The 18,747-nt window shown below is 64.6% G+C and carries 14 protein-coding genes; 5 read left to right on the forward strand and 9 right to left on the reverse strand.

Annotation, left to right across the window (positions count from 1 at the left end; all coding sequences use genetic code 11):
* Positions 1–192 precede the first annotated feature (192 nt).
* A complete protein-coding gene (locus tag K4L06_RS00860) occupies positions 193–3,093 on the forward strand; it encodes a TonB-dependent receptor (protein ID WP_221669591.1) in 2,901 nt (966 codons plus the stop codon).
* 513 nt (positions 3,094–3,606) lie between these two features.
* Here K4L06_RS00860 and K4L06_RS00865 read toward each other — a convergent pair.
* From K4L06_RS00865 to K4L06_RS00890, 6 genes are all read right to left on the reverse strand, one after another.
* Positions 3,607–4,869 carry an aspartyl/asparaginyl beta-hydroxylase domain-containing protein gene (locus K4L06_RS00865; protein ID WP_255594894.1) on the reverse strand — a complete coding sequence of 421 codons (1,263 nt, stop codon included), beginning with the start codon at positions 4,867–4,869 and terminating at the stop codon, positions 3,607–3,609.
* Positions 4,870–5,064: 195 nt separating this feature from the next.
* Positions 5,065–6,018, reverse strand: a complete 954-nt coding sequence (locus K4L06_RS00870) for a DUF4097 family beta strand repeat-containing protein (protein WP_221669593.1) — start codon at positions 6,016–6,018, stop codon at positions 5,065–5,067.
* Positions 6,019–6,032: 14 nt separating this feature from the next.
* The gene (locus K4L06_RS00875) at positions 6,033–6,647 is read right to left on the reverse strand and encodes a hypothetical protein (protein ID WP_221669594.1); all 615 of its coding nucleotides are present in this window, start codon (positions 6,645–6,647) and stop codon (positions 6,033–6,035) included.
* Positions 6,644–7,231 carry a sigma-70 family RNA polymerase sigma factor gene (locus tag K4L06_RS00880; protein WP_221669595.1) on the reverse strand — a complete coding sequence of 196 codons (588 nt, stop codon included), beginning with the start codon at positions 7,229–7,231 and terminating at the stop codon, positions 6,644–6,646. Before K4L06_RS00880 ends, K4L06_RS00875 begins: the two co-directional genes overlap by 4 nt.
* A 359-nt stretch (positions 7,232–7,590) precedes the next feature.
* On the reverse strand, positions 7,591–9,333 hold the full coding sequence (locus tag K4L06_RS00885) for a phosphoenolpyruvate carboxykinase (GTP) (protein WP_255594896.1): 1,743 nt from the start codon (positions 9,331–9,333) through the stop codon (positions 7,591–7,593).
* Positions 9,334–9,435: 102 nt separating this feature from the next.
* On the reverse strand, positions 9,436–10,080 hold the full coding sequence (locus tag K4L06_RS00890) for a TetR/AcrR family transcriptional regulator (RefSeq protein ID WP_221669597.1): 645 nt from the start codon (positions 10,078–10,080) through the stop codon (positions 9,436–9,438).
* 347 nt (positions 10,081–10,427) lie between these two features.
* On the opposite strand from K4L06_RS00890, the gene K4L06_RS00895 reads away from it, so the two are divergent.
* The 3 genes from K4L06_RS00895 (at position 10,428) to K4L06_RS00905 (ending at position 14,230) form a co-directional block, all read left to right on the forward strand.
* Positions 10,428–12,914: an acyl-CoA dehydrogenase gene (locus tag K4L06_RS00895; protein WP_221669598.1), complete on the forward strand. Its 2,487-nt coding sequence runs from the start codon at positions 10,428–10,430 to the stop codon at positions 12,912–12,914.
* 382 nt (positions 12,915–13,296) lie between these two features.
* Positions 13,297–13,773, forward strand: coding sequence for a hotdog fold domain-containing protein (locus K4L06_RS00900; protein ID WP_221669599.1), 477 nt, complete (start codon positions 13,297–13,299; stop codon positions 13,771–13,773).
* A gap of 79 nt (positions 13,774–13,852) precedes the next feature.
* Complete coding sequence (locus K4L06_RS00905; RefSeq protein WP_221669600.1) at positions 13,853–14,230, forward strand: hypothetical protein; 378 nt, start codon at positions 13,853–13,855, stop codon at positions 14,228–14,230.
* Positions 14,231–14,602: 372 nt separating this feature from the next.
* Here K4L06_RS00905 and cdiI read toward each other — a convergent pair whose 3' ends face one another.
* Together cdiI and K4L06_RS00915 are read right to left on the reverse strand one after the other, a co-directional pair.
* Positions 14,603–14,947, reverse strand: coding sequence for a ribonuclease toxin immunity protein CdiI (gene cdiI, locus K4L06_RS00910; RefSeq protein WP_221669601.1), 345 nt, complete (start codon positions 14,945–14,947; stop codon positions 14,603–14,605).
* Positions 14,948–15,602: 655 nt separating this feature from the next.
* Positions 15,603–16,034, reverse strand: a complete 432-nt coding sequence (locus K4L06_RS00915; protein ID WP_221669602.1) for a hypothetical protein — start codon at positions 16,032–16,034, stop codon at positions 15,603–15,605.
* Between the two features lie 1,357 nt (positions 16,035–17,391).
* Here K4L06_RS00915 and K4L06_RS00920 point away from each other — a divergent pair.
* Positions 17,392–17,826 (forward strand): hypothetical protein, encoded by a 435-nt coding sequence (locus tag K4L06_RS00920; protein ID WP_221669603.1) that lies wholly within the window; start codon positions 17,392–17,394, stop codon positions 17,824–17,826.
* Between the two features lie 182 nt (positions 17,827–18,008).
* Here the strand turns inward: K4L06_RS00920 and K4L06_RS00925 are convergent, their stop codons facing one another.
* Positions 18,009–18,386 (reverse strand): hypothetical protein, encoded by a 378-nt coding sequence (locus K4L06_RS00925; protein WP_221669604.1) that lies wholly within the window; start codon positions 18,384–18,386, stop codon positions 18,009–18,011.
* Between the last annotated feature and the right edge of the window lie 361 nt (positions 18,387–18,747).

An 18,747-nucleotide genomic window follows, 5' to 3' on the forward strand; every position in this document is an offset into this window, starting at 1 on the left:
GCCGTGTTTTTTTGTGCCTGCGGAACTGCGTCGCAGAACGACAAGCGACAGAAATTCGCACTTAACAACACTTTAATTAGTGCGCCAAGCCGTCTACTATCGACGCGGCTTTGCCAACTTAGGCCTGTTTTTTCACGCCCCTTGGCCAGCCCCCTTACGGGATCCGTTCGTTCAGGACACTTGGAGAGAGAGATGACCCTGAAGACCACCAAGCTGCGCGACGCGATCGTTTTCGCGTTGTGCGTGGGCGCCACCAGCCTCGCCGGCACCGGCCTGGCCTCCGCCCAGGACACCCCGGCCCCGGCGCCGGCGGCGTCCGAAGACGCCACCACCCTCGACCGCATCCAGGTCACCGGCAGCCGCATTTCGATTCCCGGCCTGACCACCAACAGCCCGGTCATGACCGTCGATCGCGAAGAGATCGACCGCAACCAGCCGGTCACCGCCGAAGACTTCCTCAAGATCGTGCCCGGCGCGGTTCCGGCGATCGGCCCCGGCACCAACAACGGCGCCAACGGCGGCGCCACCATCAACCTGCGCGGCCTGGGCGACAACCGCACCGTCGTGCTGATGGACGGCCGCCGCGTGGTTCCGTTCAACCTGTTCGGCGTGGTCGACACCAACGTCATTCCGGTGGCGCTGATCGACAGCGTGGACATCGTCACCGGCGGCGCGTCCGCGGTGTACGGCGCCGACGCGGTCGCGGGCGTGGTCAACTTCGTGCTCAAGCGCAACTTCGAAGGCGTCGAGGTCAACACCAGCTACGGCCAGTCGAGCAAGCAGGACGGCGACCGCCGCAACACCACCGTCACCCTGGGCATGAACCTCGACGACGGCCGCGGCAACTTCGTGCTGAGCCTGGGCAAGACCGATAACGACCCGCTGCTGCAGGGCGCGCGCGGCTTCTCCGAGTTCAACCTCGACTCGACCAACGGCGAAGCCGGCGGTTCGGGCACCTCGATTCCGACCCGCGTCGGCCCGCTCGGCCAGATCAATCCGGCCACCGGCCGCTTCGACGGCATCGTCACCCCGTTCAACTACAACCCGTACAACTTCAACCAGACCGCGCTGGATCGTTGGCAGGCCACCGCGCTCGGCCGCTACGAGATCAACGAGCACGCCGAGGCCTACACCCAGCTGCTGTACACCCGCTCCAACGTGTTCTCGCAGATCGCTCCGGGCGGCCTGTTCGGCGGCCGCTTCGACCTGGGCATCGGCAACCCGCTGATCCCGAACGCCGCGCGCCAGCAGATCTGCAACCAGTTCGGCGTTTCCGCCGCCAACTGCGTGGTCGGCAGCACTGCGACCGTCAACACCACGCTGAACCGCCGCACCACCGAACTGGGCACCCGCTCGACCGACTTCCAGAACAAGGTCTTCCAGGCCACCCTCGGCCTGCGCGGCGACATCAACGACCGTTGGCGCTACGACGTCAGCTGGTCGCACGGCGAAGCCGATCAGCTGACCGTGTCGGCCGGCTTCCTGTCCAAGGCCCGCACCCAGCAGGCGCTGCTGTCGACCGACGGCGTCAACTGCGTCGACCCGACCAACGGCTGCATCCCGCTCAACCTGTGGGGCCCCGAAGGCTCGATCAGCAAGGACTCGAAGAAGTTCCTCGAAGTGCTGACCTTCGCCACCCAGCGCGTCGAGCAGGAAGTGTGGTCCGGCTCGGTCAACGGCGACCTCGGCGACAACTTCAAGAGCCCGTGGGCCGATTACCCGATCGGCGTCGCGTTCGGCCTGGAAGGCCGCAAGATGGAAGCGCTGAACCGCGCCGACGCCGCCTCGCGCGATCCGGAGGAAGTGCAGGGTTCCGGCGGCGCCAACCCGGACGTGGAAGGCAACTTCACCCTGCGTGAGGCCTACGTCGAAGCCATCGTGCCGCTGATCAGCGGCCGCACCGGCGCGCAGGCGCTGAACTTCGAAGCCGGCTACCGCCACAGCCAGTTCAAGTCCGGCCAGACCGACACCGACTACGGCAGCTACAAGTACGGCCTGGAGTGGGCGCCGATCGAACAGCTGCGCTTCCGCGGCATGTTCCAGCGCGCGACCCGCGCCCCGAACGTCAACGAGCTGTTCCAGCCGGTCGTGACCGGCCTGGACAACACCGCGGTCGATCCCTGCGAAGCCTCGCAGCTGGCCAAGAACGGCGGCATCACCGGCCAGGTGGCCGCGCTGTGTCTGGCCACCGGCGTGCCGCAGGCGATCCTCAACAGCCAGGGCGGCGTCGACGGTCCGAGCGCGGGTCAGGCCAACGCCTTCGTCGGCGGCAACCCGATCCTGGGCCCGGAAAAGGCCGACACCCAGACCCTGGGCCTGGTGTGGCAGCCGATGGACGACCTGTCGATCACCCTGGACTACTGGAAGATCGACATCAAGGACGCGATCACCCGTCCGGTGCTCGGCGACGCGCTGTTCGGCTGCTACGACCGCGAATTCAACCCGACCCTCAGCGTGTCGCACCCGATGTGCCAGCTGATGATCGGCGCGCGCGAAGCGGTCGACGGTTCGCTCAACGGCGAAGCGCGCGGTCCGTTCCTGAACCGCTCGAACAAGGGCCGCATCACCACCGACGGCTGGGATCTGGGCGTGCGTTACGGCTTCCCGCTGGCCAACGAGTGGGGCCGCCTGGACTTCGCCCTGGACCTGACCAAGACCGACTCCTACGACTACCAGGGCGACCCGCAGGTGGCCAAGCACGACTGCGTCGGCGTCTACGGCGTGTCCTGCAACGTCATCGCCGGCATCGTGTACGACTACAAGTCGAACTTCCGCGCGGTGTGGTCGATCAAGGACTTCGAGCTGGGCTTCAACTGGCGCCACCTGAGCTCGGTGGACGTGGAAGACGGCCCGATCGAATGGTTCCCGGCCTACACCTCGATCGATGCGTACGACTACTTCGATCTGACCATGGCCTACGAACTGCCGTGGAACGCCCGCATCAACTTCACCGTGAACAACGTCGCCGACAAGAAGCCGCCGGTCGTGGGCAGCAACATCGGCAGCACCGGCTTCAATAGCGGCAACACCTTCCCGCAGTACTACGACACCCTGGGCCGCTACTACACCCTCGGCCTGACGATGCGCTTCTAATAAAAAGCATCATCCGAGTCGAATTGAGGCGGGCTTCGGCCCGCCTTTTTTTGTGCCCGGCCGAAAACAATGGGATGTGCCGTAGCAATTGCTGTTGCTGTTGCTGTTCCGAAGAGCTTGGCGCAGCACCGAACTAGCGAAGCCGCCTGCTGACCCGGAGGGCGGCGCACAGGACGTGCGCCGTTTTTCGATAGGACAAGAATGTCCTATCGAAAAATCCCGGCGCGCGCTGCGAACTCGCAGGGGAGCCTTGTCAAGGAAAGCCCTTTTCTTTGGTTACCTTTCTTTTTGGCTCAGCAAAAGAAAGTAACCAGGCCGCGCCAGCGGACGGAAGCTTTGCTCTCGTTTGAAGAGGGAAGCACCGAACCCTACCCTATAGGAGCGACGCAAGTCGCGACCGCGATGGCTCAGTTTCGCGCCGCTGCCGGCTGGAAACCGGACAGGCGCGGCGCAAGCCGCGACCGCGCCAACTGGGTCAAGCGCCAATCCGCGCCTACGCCCCGCCCACGTCCGTCAGCCCGCCAGGAACTCCCGGTGCGCGCGCATCATCGCGTCGACCATCTCGCGTTCGGCCAGCGACAGCAGCGGGTTCCAGACGTCGAAGATCAGCACCACGCGCAGTTCGTCGCTGTCGTTGCGCGCCTCGTGCTCGATCGAGTCGTCGAAGATCAGCACTTCGCCGACGTTCCAGCCGCGGCGTTCGTAGCCGACCCGGTAACTGCAGCCTTCCGGCACGATCAGCGGCAGGTGCACGACCAGGCGCGCGTTGGTCTCGCCGTGGTGCGGCGGGATGTGGGTGTGCGGGGCCAGCACCGAGAACATCGCGTTCGGGCAGACGTCGGCGATCTGGGCCATCTCCACCGCTTCCAGCGCGGCGCGGGTCTGCGGGCAGCGCTGCAGGTGCTCGTGCACCGGCTGGGCGTAGCTCCACAGCTTGTAGGTGCTCCAGCGGCGCGAGTGATTGAGTTCCTGCCACTGGTTGACCGGGTCGCCGGGCTGGTACTCGATGTACGGAGTGAACTCGGCCTGCTCGTTGCGCAGCACCTCGCGCATTTCGCGCTGGATCTCGTAGGTGCGCGCCTCCAGTTCCGGCACCCAGGAAAACTGCGCGCGATCGTAGAACGGGATCGCCGGCAGCCGCGGCACGCACAGCTGGTTGCAGTCGGAGTGGTAGGGCTTGCTGCGCCCGACCATGATCGAGGCGGCCTCGTCCCAGCGCCCGCGCACCCCGGCGTCCAGCGCCGCGCGCGGTCCGCCGACGTGGTGGGCGAGGAACTCGGCGAACTCGTCCTGGTACTGGCCGACCCGCGCCTTGGCGTTCGCCAACTGCTGGCGCAGCATGTCCGGCCAATGCGGCTCGGGCGGCGCCACGGTCAGCGCGTTCTTGTACGCCTGCGCGGCCAGGCGCGCGCGCCCGTGCCGTTCCAGATGGTTGGCCTTGGCCAGCAAGCCGGCGAGGAAGTACGGGTCCAGCGCCAGGGCGGCGTTGATCGCCTGCCACTCCGCGTCGGCGTCGCCGCGCTCGCGCTGCACCATGCCCAGCGAGAGCAGGACCATCGGATCGCTCGGCGCGGCCTGGTGCGCGGCCTGCAGCAACCCGACCGCGGCGCCGGCGTCGCCGCGCTGCAGGGCGTGGATGCCGAGGCTGTACAGCGCCTGCGGATGCTGCGGCGCCAACGCGCGCACCTGCTGCCACAGCCGCTCGGCTTCCTGCCAACGCCCCGCGCGCGAAGCCAGGCCCGCGGCCTGGACCAGTTGATCGATCTGTTGGCTCAAGCGCGGCCCCGCCTCGTTGGAATACCGGCGCACGATACCGCGCCCGGCGCGCGCTGTGGTCGCGCAAAGCGAACGGGCAGGAGCGGCCCGCCCCTGCCCGTCGCTACATGCCTATCGCTACATGCCTATCACTACAGGTCCATCGCCAGCCGGCCTGTCACCCGCCGCATGCTGCCAGCCGCCTGGCGGGCCGGCTCAATTCAGGTCCAGCCTCGCATCGCCGGAGAAGGTCTCGATCCGGACCTTGCCGCTGCCGCTGCCGTAGCGGTGTTCGAAGCTCGAACCCGGGCCGTGCTTGGGACGCTGGATCTGCGCGTCCGGCGCTTCCAAGTCGCCGCTGAAACTCTGCCCGCGCACGTTCGCCGACAGGTTGCGCGGCAAGCTCAGGCGCACGTCGCCGCTGACCGTTTCCAGCGAGATCTCGCCGCCTTGGGCCAGACTGACGTTGGCGCGCAGGTCGCCGGACACCGAATTGCCCGACAGCTTGGTCAGTTGCGACTCGTGGGTGGCCAGGTCGATCTTGCCCGATACGGTTTCCAGGTCGACTTCGCCGCCGAGCCGGCCGCGCAGGCTGAGGTCGCCGCTGACCGTCTGCGCCGACACCTTGCGGCTGTTGAGGGTCAGGCGCAGGTCGCCGCTGACGCTGTCGATCTCGGCGCTGCGCGGCGCGCCGGCGACGGTGACGTCGCCGCTGACGCTGTCGATGCTGAGTTCGCGCGAGGCCACGCCGTTGACGTCGACCGTGGCCGAAACCGCATCGATCTCCAGCGCGGCCTGCAACGGCAGGGTCACCCGCAGTTCGGTGGGCTCGCCGCTGTCGCCGCCGCCGACCAGGAAGCCGATGCCGCTGCCGCGATTGGGATAGCGCACCTTGATCGACAGGCGCTCGCGATCGCCCTCGATCTCCAGCTTCTCGACGCCTTCGCCGAGACTGCCTTCGATCTTGACCTCGGGGCGGTCCCAGACCCGCACCTGGATCAGGCCTTTGACGTTGTCGATCTCGACGCTGCCCAGCGGATCCAGCGGCCGGGTCTGGTTGATCGGCGTCGCCGCCAGGGCCGGCAGGGCCGCGGCCAGCCCCAGGCTCAGCAGGCCGAGCGCGGTGCCTGCGCGGAGAACGCGGCGGAACGAAGAATGGACATGAGACATGGGCGTCCTCCTGGTCAGGTGTAGGCCACGCGCTGGGCCAGCGCGAGGCGACGTGCGTAGGTGCGGCGCAGCTGGTCGAGCAGCAGCCGCGAATCGGGGTCGTGGGCGAGCGCATCGAGGATCAGCGCCGCGTTGCGGTCGAGCTCGTCGAAGGCCGGCTGCAGTTCGCGGTGCTGGCCGGCGGCCGGGGCGACTTCCTGCAGCGCCGCCTGGTACTGGCGGGTCATGCCGGCGGCCTCGCGCTGGACCAGGCTGGCCGGCGCGCCGGCCTGGGCCGCCATGCGCTCCGTCGCAGGCCCGGTGTCGGGCGCGCGGAAATGCGCGGCGATGCCGATCGCCAGCGCGGCCACGCCCGCGGCGAGCGCGACCGGCGCCATCCAGCGCGAACGCACGTCGCGCTCGCGGCGCGACAGAGCGACGACGCTGGCGGGATGCGCTTGCGCGGGAGCCTCGGCGAGGGGGACGGTGCCCGGAGCCTGTTGCGGGCCCAGCCGGGCGGCGATGCCCGGCCACAGGTCGGCGGCCGGCGGCTGGTCGCGGCGCATCGCGCGCAGCTGCCAGCGCAGCGCGTCGGGCAGCTCGCCTTCGCGCGACGGGACATCGTTGGGGGGAAGCTCGCGCTCGTTCATGCCTGTTCTCCGAGCCGCGCGCGCAGCAGATTGCGCGCGCGATGCAATTGCGCCTTGGAACTGCCGACCGCCATGCCGAGTTCGGCGGCGATCTCCTCGTGTTTCCAGCCTTCTACGTCGTACAGCACCAGCACCGCGCGGGCCCGCGGCGGCAGGGTCGCGACCGCGCGCTCCAGGTCCATCGACAGGGCGGTGACATGGCCGGCGGAATCGGCGCTGCCGATCCCGTCGAAGGCGTCTTCGTCGTTGTCTTCCAGCGGCCGGCTGCGGCGCCCGCGCAGCTCCATCAGCGCGGTATTGACCGCCAGCCGGTGCAGCCAGGTGCCGAAGGCCGACTCGAAGCGGAAGTTCGGCAGCGCCTGCCAGGCGCGGACGAACGCTTCCTGGGTCAGGTCCTCGGCGCGGGCGCCGGCATGGCCGACCAGGCGCGCGATCACGCCGTGGACGCGGCCGGCATGGCGCCGGTACAAGGCCTCGAAGGCGGCCACACCGCCGGAGGCGGCCGCGGCGACCAGGGCGCGGTCGTCGTCGGCCTCGGCCGGGGCGGCGAAATCGGGAACGGAGTCGGTCACGGCGGTCAGCATACTGAGTCCGATGCGGGGCCGGGGCTCAGGGTTTAAGCGGTTGAGAGGTGTTGACAGCGGGATCGGGGCGGAACGGGGGCGAATCGGGATGCCGGCCCTGCCAGCGCTGGCAGGGTGGGGATGGCGACACATCTTTTTATGCCGTCGTCCCCGCGAAGGCGGGGATCCAATGCCTCACCGCGACAGAACTCTGAAGTCTCTGGATCCCCGCCTTCGCGGGGATGACATCGGGGAAGGACGACGGCCCGCAGGAAAGAACACAGCGTCAAACAACACGGCCCGAATGCGGGGCATTCGGGCCGCGAGGTCGAGGCTCGGCGCCCCTTCTCACTTTCTCGCAGAAGGGGCCGGCAGTGCGATCAGCCCTTCAGCGCCGCCGCGATGCGCTGCTGCTCGTCGTGCAGGGCCTGCGGCATGCGCGGGCCGTACTCGCGCAGGTATTCGCCGATGCTGTCGAACTCGGCGCTCCAGCCGGCGTGGTCGAAGCCGAACAGCTTGGCGTGGGCTTCCTCGCTCAGGCTGACGCCGTCGAGGTTGAGGTCGCCGGCCTGGGGCAGATGGCCGATCGGGGTGTCGCTGGCGCCGGCCTCGCCCTTGACCCGGCCGATCATCCACTCGATCACGCGCAGGTTGTCGCCGAAACCCGGCCACAGGAACTTGCCGTCGTCGCCCTTGCGGAACCAGTTGACGTGGAAGACCTTCGGCAGCTTCGCGCCGGCCTGGTCGAACGACAGCCAGTGGCCGAAGTAGTCGGCGAAGTTGTAGCCGCAGAACGGCTTCATCGCCATCGGGTCGCGGCGCATCACCCCGACCGCGCCGGTCGCGGCGGCGGTGGTTTCCGAGCCCATCGCGGCGCCGACCAGCACGCCGTGGGTCCAGTCGCGGGCCTCGAACACCAGCGGCACCAGCGAGGCGCGGCGGCCGCCGAACACGATCGCCGAGATCGGCACGCCGGCCGGGTTCTCGGCTTCCGGCGAGTAGCTCGGGCACTGCTTGGCCGAGACGGTGAAGCGCGCGTTCGGATGCGCGGCCGGGCCCTTGGCGGCGTCATAGGCGTTGCCGCGCCAGTCGGTGACCGGGGTCTGGCCGTTGTCCAGGCCTTCCCACCACGGCTGTCCGTCGGCGGTGACGCCGACGTTGGTGAAGATGGTGTTGCTCTGGATCGACTTGAGCGCGTTCGGGTTGGACTTGGCCGAAGTGCCCGGGGCGACGCCGAAATAGCCGGCTTCCGGGTTGATCGCGTACAGGCGGCCGTCGGCGCCCGGGCGCATCCAGCAGATGTCGTCGCCGACCGTCCACACCTTCCAGCCGTCGCGGCGGTAGCCTTCCGGCGGAATCAGCATGGCCAGGTTGGTCTTGCCGCAGGCCGACGGGAACGCCGCCGCGACGTAATGGGTCTCGCCCTGCGGATTCTCGATGCCGACGATCAGCATGTGCTCGGCCAGCCAGCCTTCCTGGCGCGCCTGGTGCGAGGCGATGCGCAGGGCGTGGCACTTCTTGCCGAGCAGGGCGTTGCCGCCGTAGCCCGAACCGAACGACTTGATCGTCAGTTCGTCGGGGAAATGCATGATGAAGCGGCGCTCCGGATCGAGCTCGCCGATCGAGTGCAGGCCGCGCACGAACGAATCGCCGCGCTCGATGCGCTCGAGCGCCGCGGCGCCCATCCGGGTCATCACCCGCATGTTGGCGACCACGTACGGCGAATCGGTGATTTCCACGCCGCAACGCGCCAGCGGCGAGTCGATCGGGCCCATGCAGTACGGAATCACGTACAGGGTGCGGCCCTGCATGCAGCCGTCGAACAGCGCGTCCATCTTGGCGTGCGCTTCATGCGGCGCCATCCAGTGGTTGTTCGGACCGGCGTCGTCGGGTTCGCGGGTGCAGACGAAGGTCAGGTGCTCGACGCGGGCGACGTCGTCGGGATGCGAGCGGTGCAGGTAACTGCCCGGATGGGTGTCCTGGTTCAGCGTTTCCAGGGTGCCGTCGGCGAGCATCTGCGCGATCAGCGCCTGGTTCTCGGCATCGCTGCCGTCGCACCAGTGGATCTTGTCCGGACGGGTCAGCGCAGCGACCTGCGCCACCCAGTGATTGAGGGCCGGCAACGAACTGCCCGCGCTCCCCGGCACGGCAGTCGCGGGGGCGGGATCTTTCAAATTGGCATTCACGGCATTGCTCTCCAGCCGGGGAAACGATGGGTAACTTGTTTACGACGAAGGAATGAGCGTGGCCATCATGTGCTCGACATAGGCCTCGAATTCGTCGTGTTGCATGCGGGTCTGGTGCAGCTGCAGGTTCAGCTGCAGGAAGCCGACGTAGGCGGCGTAGAGCAGGCGGGCGCGGTGCTGCGCATCGGTGCGGCTGAGGCCGGCCTGGCGGAAAGAGGCGGTGAGGTAATCCAGGCGGCGTTCGGAGACGCGGCCGATCACCGGCTGCACGGCGGGATGATCCAGCGCCTTGAGCAGCTCGGAATAGATGATGTGCGACTTGACCTCGTGGGCGACGAGGTGGAACAGCGAGCGCAGGCGCTGGCGCGGATCCGGAATCGGTTCGAGCTGGCCGAACACGGTTTCCTGCTCGACCTTTTCCCAGCGCTCGAGCGCGGCGACCAGCAGCGCATCGCGCGAGGGGAAATGCCAGTAGAAGCTGCCCTTGGTGACGCCGAGCCGGCGCGCCAGCGGTTCCACCGCGACCGCGGCGACGCCTTGTTCGGCGATCAGATCGAGCGCGGCCTGCGCCCAATCGTCGGCGCTCAATCGTCCGCTGCGCTCGGGCTTCGCTTCGGCCTTGGACTCGGTCGCGGCGGTCGTGTCGAGCTTGTGCTCGGGCTTGGTCGGGGCGGGCTGGCTCATGGATGACAAGTTTAACCATACGGCATGGTCGGGAACAGTACGCAGTGCAGCAAAAGCGACGCAATTGGGGATTTGCGATTCGGGATTCGTTCAAGCAAAAGCCTGAGCCCCCATTCAGAAACCCCGCGCCACCCTCCCCCGCGACGCCGACTCCCCATTCCCCATTCCCGATTCCCGCCGTCTGGTTGACAGCTCGGAAACGCGATTCCATACTCGGCCGTATGTTACGCGTTTGATGCCAGCGTTTGAATGCCGGGGCGCCGCACGGAGGTCGGTCCCGCCATCGCCGCCGGCGTCACGCGCATCCGACTAGCTTGAGTCTTAGCCGCATCCTCCGGAGCGCCGCCATGAGTATCGCGATCCCCTTCCTTGCTTTCCTTTTCGTCGGCGCCATCGCCGCGTATCACCGCCTCCGCCTGCCGGTCTGGGCCGCGCTGACCGCCACCGTGCTGGTCGGCTGCTACCTGCTCGGCGCCAACCCGACCGCGACCGTCGTCGCCGCGGTGCTGGTCGCGCTGATCGCGGTGCCGCTGCTGATCCCGCAGATCCGCCTGCCGCTGATCACCAAGCCGCTGCTCGGCTTCTACACCAAGATCCTGCCGCCGCTGTCGGAAACCGAACGCACCGCGCTGGAGGCCGGCACGGTCGGCTTCGAAGGCGAGCTGTTCTCGGGCAAGCCGGACTGGCAGCAGCTGCTGTCCCAGCCCAAGCCGGAGCTGACCGCCGAGGAGCAGGCCTTCCTCGACGGCCCGACCGAAGAGCTGTGCAAGATGACCAACGACTGGCAGATCACGCACATCGATGCGGACCTGTCGCCGGCGCTGTGGGACTTCGTCAAGAAGAACAAGTTCTTCGGCCTCAACATCCCGAAGGAATACGGCGGCCTGGGCTTCTCGGCGCTGGCCAACCACAAGGTGATCCAGAAGCTGGCCTCGGTGTCGAGCGTGGTCAGCTCCACCGTCGGCGTGCCCAACTCGCTGGGCCCGGCCGAGCTGCTGATGCACTACGGCACCAAGGAACAGAAGGATCACTACCTGCCGCGCCTGGCCGACGGCCGCGAAGTGCCCTGCTTCGGCCTGACCGGCCCCTGGGCCGGCTCCGACGCGACCTCGATTCCGGACTACGGCATCGTCACCATGGGCGAGTGGAACGGCGCGCGCGTGGTCGGCGTCAAGCTGACCTTCGACAAGCGCTACATCACCCTGGCCCCGGTCGCGACCCTGATCGGCCTAGCCTTCCGCATGTACGACCCGGACGGCCTGGTCGGCGACAAGCGCGACATCGGCATCACCCTGGCCCTGTTGCCGCGCGACACCCCCGGGGTCGAAGTCGGCCGCCGCCACTTCCCGCTCAACTGCACCTTCCAGAACGGTCCGATTCACGGCAAGGAAGTGTTCATCCCGCTGAGCCAGCTGATCGGCGGCGAAGCCTACGCCGGCAAGGGCTGGCAGATGCTGGTCGAATGCCTGTCGATCGGCCGCTCGATCACCCTGCCCTCCTCCGGCAGCGGCGGCGCCAAGATGGGCGCGGTCGTGACCGGCGCCTACGCCCGCATCCGCAAGCAGTTCGGCCTGTCGGTCGGCCGCTTCGAAGGCGTCGAAGAAGCGCTGGCCCGCATCGCCGGCAAGGCCTATGCGATCAGCGCGCTGTCGCAGGCCACCGCGGCCGCGGTCGCGCGCGGCGAAAACCCGGCCGTGCCCTCGACCATCGCCAAGTACCACTGCACCGAGATGGCGCGCGAAGTCGCCACCGACGTGATGGACATCCACGGCGGCAAGGGCATCATCCTCGGCCCGAAGAACTACGCCGGCCGCAACTGGCAGGCGCTGCCGATCATGATCACGGTCGAAGGCGCCAACATCATGACCCGCTCGCTGATGATCTTCGGCCAGGGCGCGATCCTGTGCCACCCGTGGGTGCTCAAGGAAATGAAGGCGGCGATGCTGCCGGACAAGGCGCAGGCGCTGCGCGAGTTCGACCAGAACCTGTTCGGCCACATCGGCTTCGCGATCTCCAACGCGGTGCGCAGCTGGTGGTTCGGCATCACCGGCGCCAAGCTCGGCGCCGCCCCGGGCGACACCTACACCCGCCGCTACTACCGCAAGCTCAACCGCTACTCGGCGACCCTGGCGCTGATGGCCGACACCTCGATGCTGCTGCTCGGCGGCAAGCTGAAGTTCAAGGAATCGCTGTCGGGCCGCCTGGGCGACGTGCTGAGCCAGTTGTACATCGCCAGCAGCATGCTCAAGCGTTATGAGGACCAGGGCCGCCCGGCCGGCGACCAGCCGCTGCTGGCCTGGGCCTTCCACGACGCCGTGCACAAGATCGAGCTGGCCCTGTCCGGCGCGCTGCGCAACTTCCCGATCCGTCCGGTCGGCTGGCTGCTGTGGGCGCTGATCTTCCCCTGGGGCCGTCGCGCCCAGGCCCCGAGCGACCGCCTCGGCCACCGCGCCGCGTCCTTGCTGATGTCGCCCAACGACGCCCGCGACCGCCTCGCCGAGGGCGTGTTCACCACCCCCTGCGCGAACAACCCGGCCGGCCGCATCAACAGCTACCTGCAGAAGGTGATCCTGGCCGAGCCGGTCGAGCGCAAGTTCCTCAAGGCGCTGAAGAACAGCGACATCCAGGCGCTGGACTTCGCCAGCCAGCTCGACGAGGGCGTGCGCGAAGGCTGGATCACCGCCGAGGAGCGCAAGCAGTTGGAAGAGCTGCGCGAGATGACCATCGACACCATCAGCGTCGACGACTTCGACGCGGCGGAACTGCGTTCGGCGGGCTACAAGCCCTACGCCGACGACGGTGGCCATCACGGCGATACCCGCGCCGCGGCGTAAGCCTGGCGGAACCAAAAACGGCGGCCTGGGGCCGCCGTTTTTGGTTCTGGAATGGGAGTCGGGAGTCGGGAATTGGGAATTGGGAATTGGGAATCGGGAATTGGGATTTTGGGTTCTGAAGTTGGCAGGCGGAACTGGACCCGGGGATTAGCGATTGGGGTTCGTAAAACGAGGTACTGAGGACCTCGGAACCGCACTCCAGGCATCTCTACCGAATCCAGCAGCGCCCGCGCCTCCCACCTACCGTCATCCCCGCGAACGCGGGGATCCAGGGCTTTACCGCAGCATGCCCCTGAAGTCTCTAGCTCCCGCTTTCCCCCGTGCCCCCCGCAAACGCCGCGTCGCTCATCACTCAATTCAAACAGACCTCATAACCGCCGCCATGAGCGCCAACGTCCTCGCCCTCTACCGCAAGCTCACCCGCTACCCCGCCGGCCACTGGCTGTTCACCCGCGCCGTCTGCTTCAGGGCGCCCTACTTCGCCAGCATCTCGCCGCGCTTCGAATCCCTGGAACCCGGCCGCTGCAGCGCCACCATGCGCCACCGCCGCGCCATCACCAACCACCTCGGCACCGTCCACGCCATCGCCATGTGCAACCTGGCCGAACTCACCGGCGGGGTGATGACCGACGTCAGCATCCCCCAGTCGATGCGCTGGATCCCGGTCGGCATGAGCGTGGAATACCTGAAGAAAGCGGTCGGCACCGTCCGAGCCGTCGCCACCCCGGCCACGCCCATCGTCGAATCCGGCAGCGCCTACGACCTGCCGGTCGACGTCGTCGTCACCGACCCGAGCGGCGACGCCGTATTCCGCGCCCGCATCGCCATGCGCGTCTCGCCCAAGCCCAAGCGCGGCTGATTCGCGCTCCTGGCACAATCCTCGGCCGGACGCCGGCGTAGCATCCCGCCACAAGGCATTCCGCACCGGGAGACCCGTCATGAGCGCAAGCGCCTGGATCTGGCTCGGCGGCCTGCACAGCCTGGCCTTCGCCGTCTTCCACATGGCCTTCTGGAAACTGTTCGGCTGGCGCCGAACCCTGCAGACCGCCACCGTCGCCGACCGCGCCATCCTGCAGATCCTCAACCTGCGCCTGATCTACGTCCTGCTCGGCATCGCCGCGCTGTGCTTCTTCTACACCGACCAACTGCAGAACACCGCGCTGGGCCGCGCGGTGCTGATCGGCATGGCCTTGTTCTGGGTGGGGCGGACGGTGGAGCAGTTCGTGTTCCTGCGCATCAACCGGCCGATGGTGCATGCGCTGACTGCGCTGTTCGTGTTGGGAGCGGCGATTTTTGTTGCGCCTTTGTTCTACTGATCGGGGCGCGTCGGCATCCGTTGGAGGAGGATTGGGCTCGGACTGCCTTGCCCTCGCACGTACTGCGACTGATTGCTTCTCATCTCCCGAAAAATCAAAGGGGCTCCGGCTCGTCTTTGCTATCGGGGGGCCTGATGAGAAACAAGGCTGACAGTCGTTGCCACGTTGAACGACGTATTGTCGCCCGCCGGCGAGGCCGGGGCGTGGCTCACGGGGTCTAAGGCCTCCTTTGCAGAGCCCCTTACCCTAGTTAGGACGCACTGACCGTAGTCATAGGAATTCACCGCCAAGTTCTACCCAAAAGAGGCTCTGCCCCCATTTTTATCTATGAAAGTTGGACGATCACCCTAACCCGTCGCCGACATCTCTCCATTACTGGGTTTCCAGCTTCTCAGCGACCGCCTGCATCAGTTGCTTTACCACCCCCAGATCTTTCGGATGTTGGGCCAGGTACATCTCAGCGGCATCATTGAGCAAACGAAAGAAATGCTCGCCAGACACAACCAGCTCTTCGGAAAAAATATAAAGCTTAACCCCCTCAAATTTTCCCTCGTCGAAACCAACCTCTCCCGGAAACTCGCAAACCGCATCATTGAACCCCACCCCGACGCCCCGGGAAAACGCCCTTAAAGTTTCGACGAAATCCCTACTTGGCATAGCATTGAAAAAGGCCTGCACGGGAAACATGTCCGCGTCAAGAACCAGAGGGAAATCCATAAAAGTCCTTGATTCAAAATCTGGGAAGAAAGAAAGCAACGCGCCTTGATTATAGAGATACCCATGAAGCGCAAGCCACTAGGCGCCGCTCCCGCCCTTCCGCGATTCAAGGGCCCGAGTGAGTGCGCTTCAATTGTAGCTTGATAAAACCGGGCACAGCTACTTTTCAACGACTGCGGATAAAGTGGCATTCGCGGTCGGCGCGCAGACCTTACTGTGTAAAGTGACTGAGCTGCGGCGCCATTGCATGCTGAAACTTCGGACCGCCCATGCTCGCTGCTGCGACGGATAGGCTCGAATACATCTTGCTCACTCAGGACTTCTTCGAACAGTCCGCGCTATGCGGCTGTTCGCATCTCGGCTTGCCGCCCCAGCCCCGCAATGTCGAATCAGTAGGCCGGGTCGACGCCGAGGCAGGTGCCGGAGCCGGACATCTGCTCGTGATACTCGACGGCGCGGTTGCCGCGCAGGTCGTAGCCGCTGTACTGCACCTTCAGCTGGATGCCGCGGCAGAAGGTGCGGTTGGTCGCGTTGTCGCCGGCGTCGTAGCCCAGCAGGCAGGAGTCGCCGCCCCCTCGGCGGCTAGCAACAGAGCACGGTCAAGAGACCTACCCAGAGGCACTCTGAACCCTTAACTCCGTTTTCGCTTCTACCCCTATCTAGCCAAGACTCGACCACTAATTACAACATCCTCCTCACGCAACAAAATCGACTCCAAACTGGTAATGAACCAGCGAGCATCCGCCGTCATTTTATCCTCAGCAAAGAAAATTCCGAGGACATCGAAGACAAAGAAAGCGCGAACCATCTCCATGCGAGAACTTTCAGGCAATCGTAAAAACTCATAAAGCGTGGGATAGCCGACCGCCCCCTCATAGGGCGGGTTAAACTTACCGACAATCACATCATCGCGAACCAGCTCATCTATGCACTCATTATAAATCGAATCAAATACATCAACAAAGCACCCCTCCGTTAAATGCAATTCATAACTGCATGCGCCTTGCGGATCTGAATCAAAATGAGCCAACTCCGAAAACGTAACGGAAGAAAAACTTTCCTGCACTCCATCAACAACCAACTTCATCCCCCCCCAGGGGGAATTAGAACAACACGCCCACCCTTCGTGACTGTGAGCGGCCCAGAAGGAACATAAGGCTCACCAGTACGCAAACCGCCCCCGGCCCTGGCACCAGATCCCTGAAAAAATCCTCCCGGATTTATAATACTCTGGCGTCGTAGCCCAGCAGGCAGGAGTCGCCGCCCTCGGCGGTCAGCATAGAGCTGGATCAAAGGCTTTTCACTGTCGAAAATTCACTCCGACCTCGTTTATTTACTATCGGAAAGGGGCTCTGACCCCGTTTTTGGCCGATGGCGCTCCGGCCCCGCTCCTAATGCACATTGACCCCATTGTTATTTCAAAGAAGATCTTTCCACTCCGGGATGATGTCATCCCGATGCAACGACTGAAATTTTCGCAGCGCCGCCCTATACGTTTCGTCAGCACACCCGTCAACATCGGCATGCATCAGATTATATAGCTTCAACGGCCTATCGCGCTCGGGAACGCACTGATACAAAGCCTCTATATTGCCCTCATCCACAAAACGATCCATGAGGCCATAAATATAGAGAGGAGAGTCTTCAAAAACTTTCGCGGCGACGGCATCGGCCAGATCAAAAAAATAGCGGATCTATCTGACACATATCGCGCGACCATTCCCCTACCCAGATCATTCAACTCATCAGAGTATTTATCAAAATTAACAGGCAGCTCAGGGTACCGCTTGAAAGCATCGATAATTACATCAACAACCCATTGATTATTGCTCCCGACCGCCACCTCCGAAACAGAAAAACCCGAGCTCAATTTTGAAAATATCTCCCGAACCAACGGGACGGTAGCCAGTAACGACTCTCCATAGTGCCTTTGCATAAATATCACCGCCCAAACCCCTTCATTACACCACTGTCTACGCGCATCTGAAAAAGCTCAGCAGGGCAGTCCATTCCAACCCCATTGCTAAGAAAGCCTTACCTATCCAAGACCCCAATCAGCTGGGCCACGAAATCACTTCTATCAACCGCCCCAAGGCTCGAGTAGGAAATTACCGCGCCGTCCCTTTTGTATACATAGATCATTTCCTCAATCACAGCCACTACTTGTTTCGGAATCGAATCCAGCAACGCTGGATCCTTGTACCTGATGATGCATTCGCCGACTCGAAATGCCACAACATCAACAGGAAACAACCCTTGACTCCATTTCAGAACCAGCCCCTCCAACTCACAAACCTCACCTTCAGGAGTTCCCATAGAAAAATCTCACCATCTATCCAGTATCCCGCACTGCCCCAACCTGGCACAGGAACCCTCAACCTACCATCTGCTGTGCGACTGGCAATATTGCGCCCGAACGAAACGGGCTTGGCACCCGATGGGCATTGCATGCTGAATTTCGAACTGCCCGATACTCACTACTGCTACAGGCAGGTTCGGATCTCGCCTGTACCCTGCTCACTCGGTACTTCGTCGAACACCCCGCGATATGCGGCTGCGCGCTACTCCGACAAACGGGTCTGATCTCGCTTTGCTGTCCCCTGCAGACCGCCGCCGTCGCCGACCGCGCCATCCTGCAGATCCTCAATCTGCGCCTGATCTACGTCCTGCTCGGCATCGCCGCGCTGTACTTCTTCCACACCGACCAACTGCAGAACACCGCGCTGGGCCGTGCGGCGCTGATTGGCATGGCCTTGTTCTGGGTGGGGCGGACGGTGGAGCAGTTCGTGTTCCTGCGCATCAACCGACCGATGGTGCATGCGCTGACCGCGCTGTTCGTGTTGGGAGCGGCGATTTTTTCTGCGCCTTTGTGCTATTGATCGGAGCGCGTCGGCACCCGTTGGTGGAGGATCGGCCTCGGACTGCCTTGCCCTTCCCGTTGACGGTGACTGACTGCCACAGGATCAGCAGAATCAAAAAAGAGGCTCTGATCTCGTTACCCCGAGCGTTTCTCCGCGCCCTGAGCATGGCTCGCGGCAACGTCGCCCGAAGCCAGGTGCAACTACCCTACAGATTCGTACAGACCACCATCCATGTCGGCGATATCGCTATCCATCTCGACCCGAACGGCGGCAGTACTCGAATCGATCAGAGCGCTGAACAAGACGATAGGACAGACGCCAGAGCGATGAATGATGATTCTCTTCTGACCGCTGCAGACATCTATCTTCGCGAGTACTTTTCGCCCATTACGCATCTCCCAAAATTCGCCCTCCTTCAAGCGAACTCTCGGGTTCACCGTTAGCTCAATCAGCCAAGAACCCGAGGCCCTACGGCCGCCGATGGTTACGCATCGTTCGACCCACTCAGGCAGATGCTCTCTTGGGTGGAGCGCAAAGAACGACTCAAGCGCGAACTGTTTAGCAGCTGAGAAATCCATTAAACCCTCCAAATAAAAATCGGATCACAGCTACCTTCAACGGCTACGGATAGAACGCACTTTCGTGGCCGGTGCACAGGCCCCACCTGTGCAAATCGGCCGAACTGTACCACTATCGCATGCTGAAGCTTCGGACTGCACCATTCTCGCTGCTACAGATGGGTTCGAATGCACGTGATCAGTTATGAGCACATAGGCGTGGACGGCTACGCCGTACCGTAGCGGCGCTTCACGCAACGCAACGAGGCAGCATGCGTAATAGGCTGACCTGAAGAAACAAGGCTGACGGTCGTTGCCACGTTGAACGACGTGTTGGGGCACGCCGGCGAGGTCGGGACGTGGCTGGCGGAGCATAAGGGCC

Origin of the sequence: Lysobacter sp. BMK333-48F3 (assembly GCF_019733395.1) — a bacterium.
In the GTDB taxonomy this organism is placed as follows: Bacteria; Pseudomonadota; Gammaproteobacteria; order Xanthomonadales; family Xanthomonadaceae; genus Lysobacter.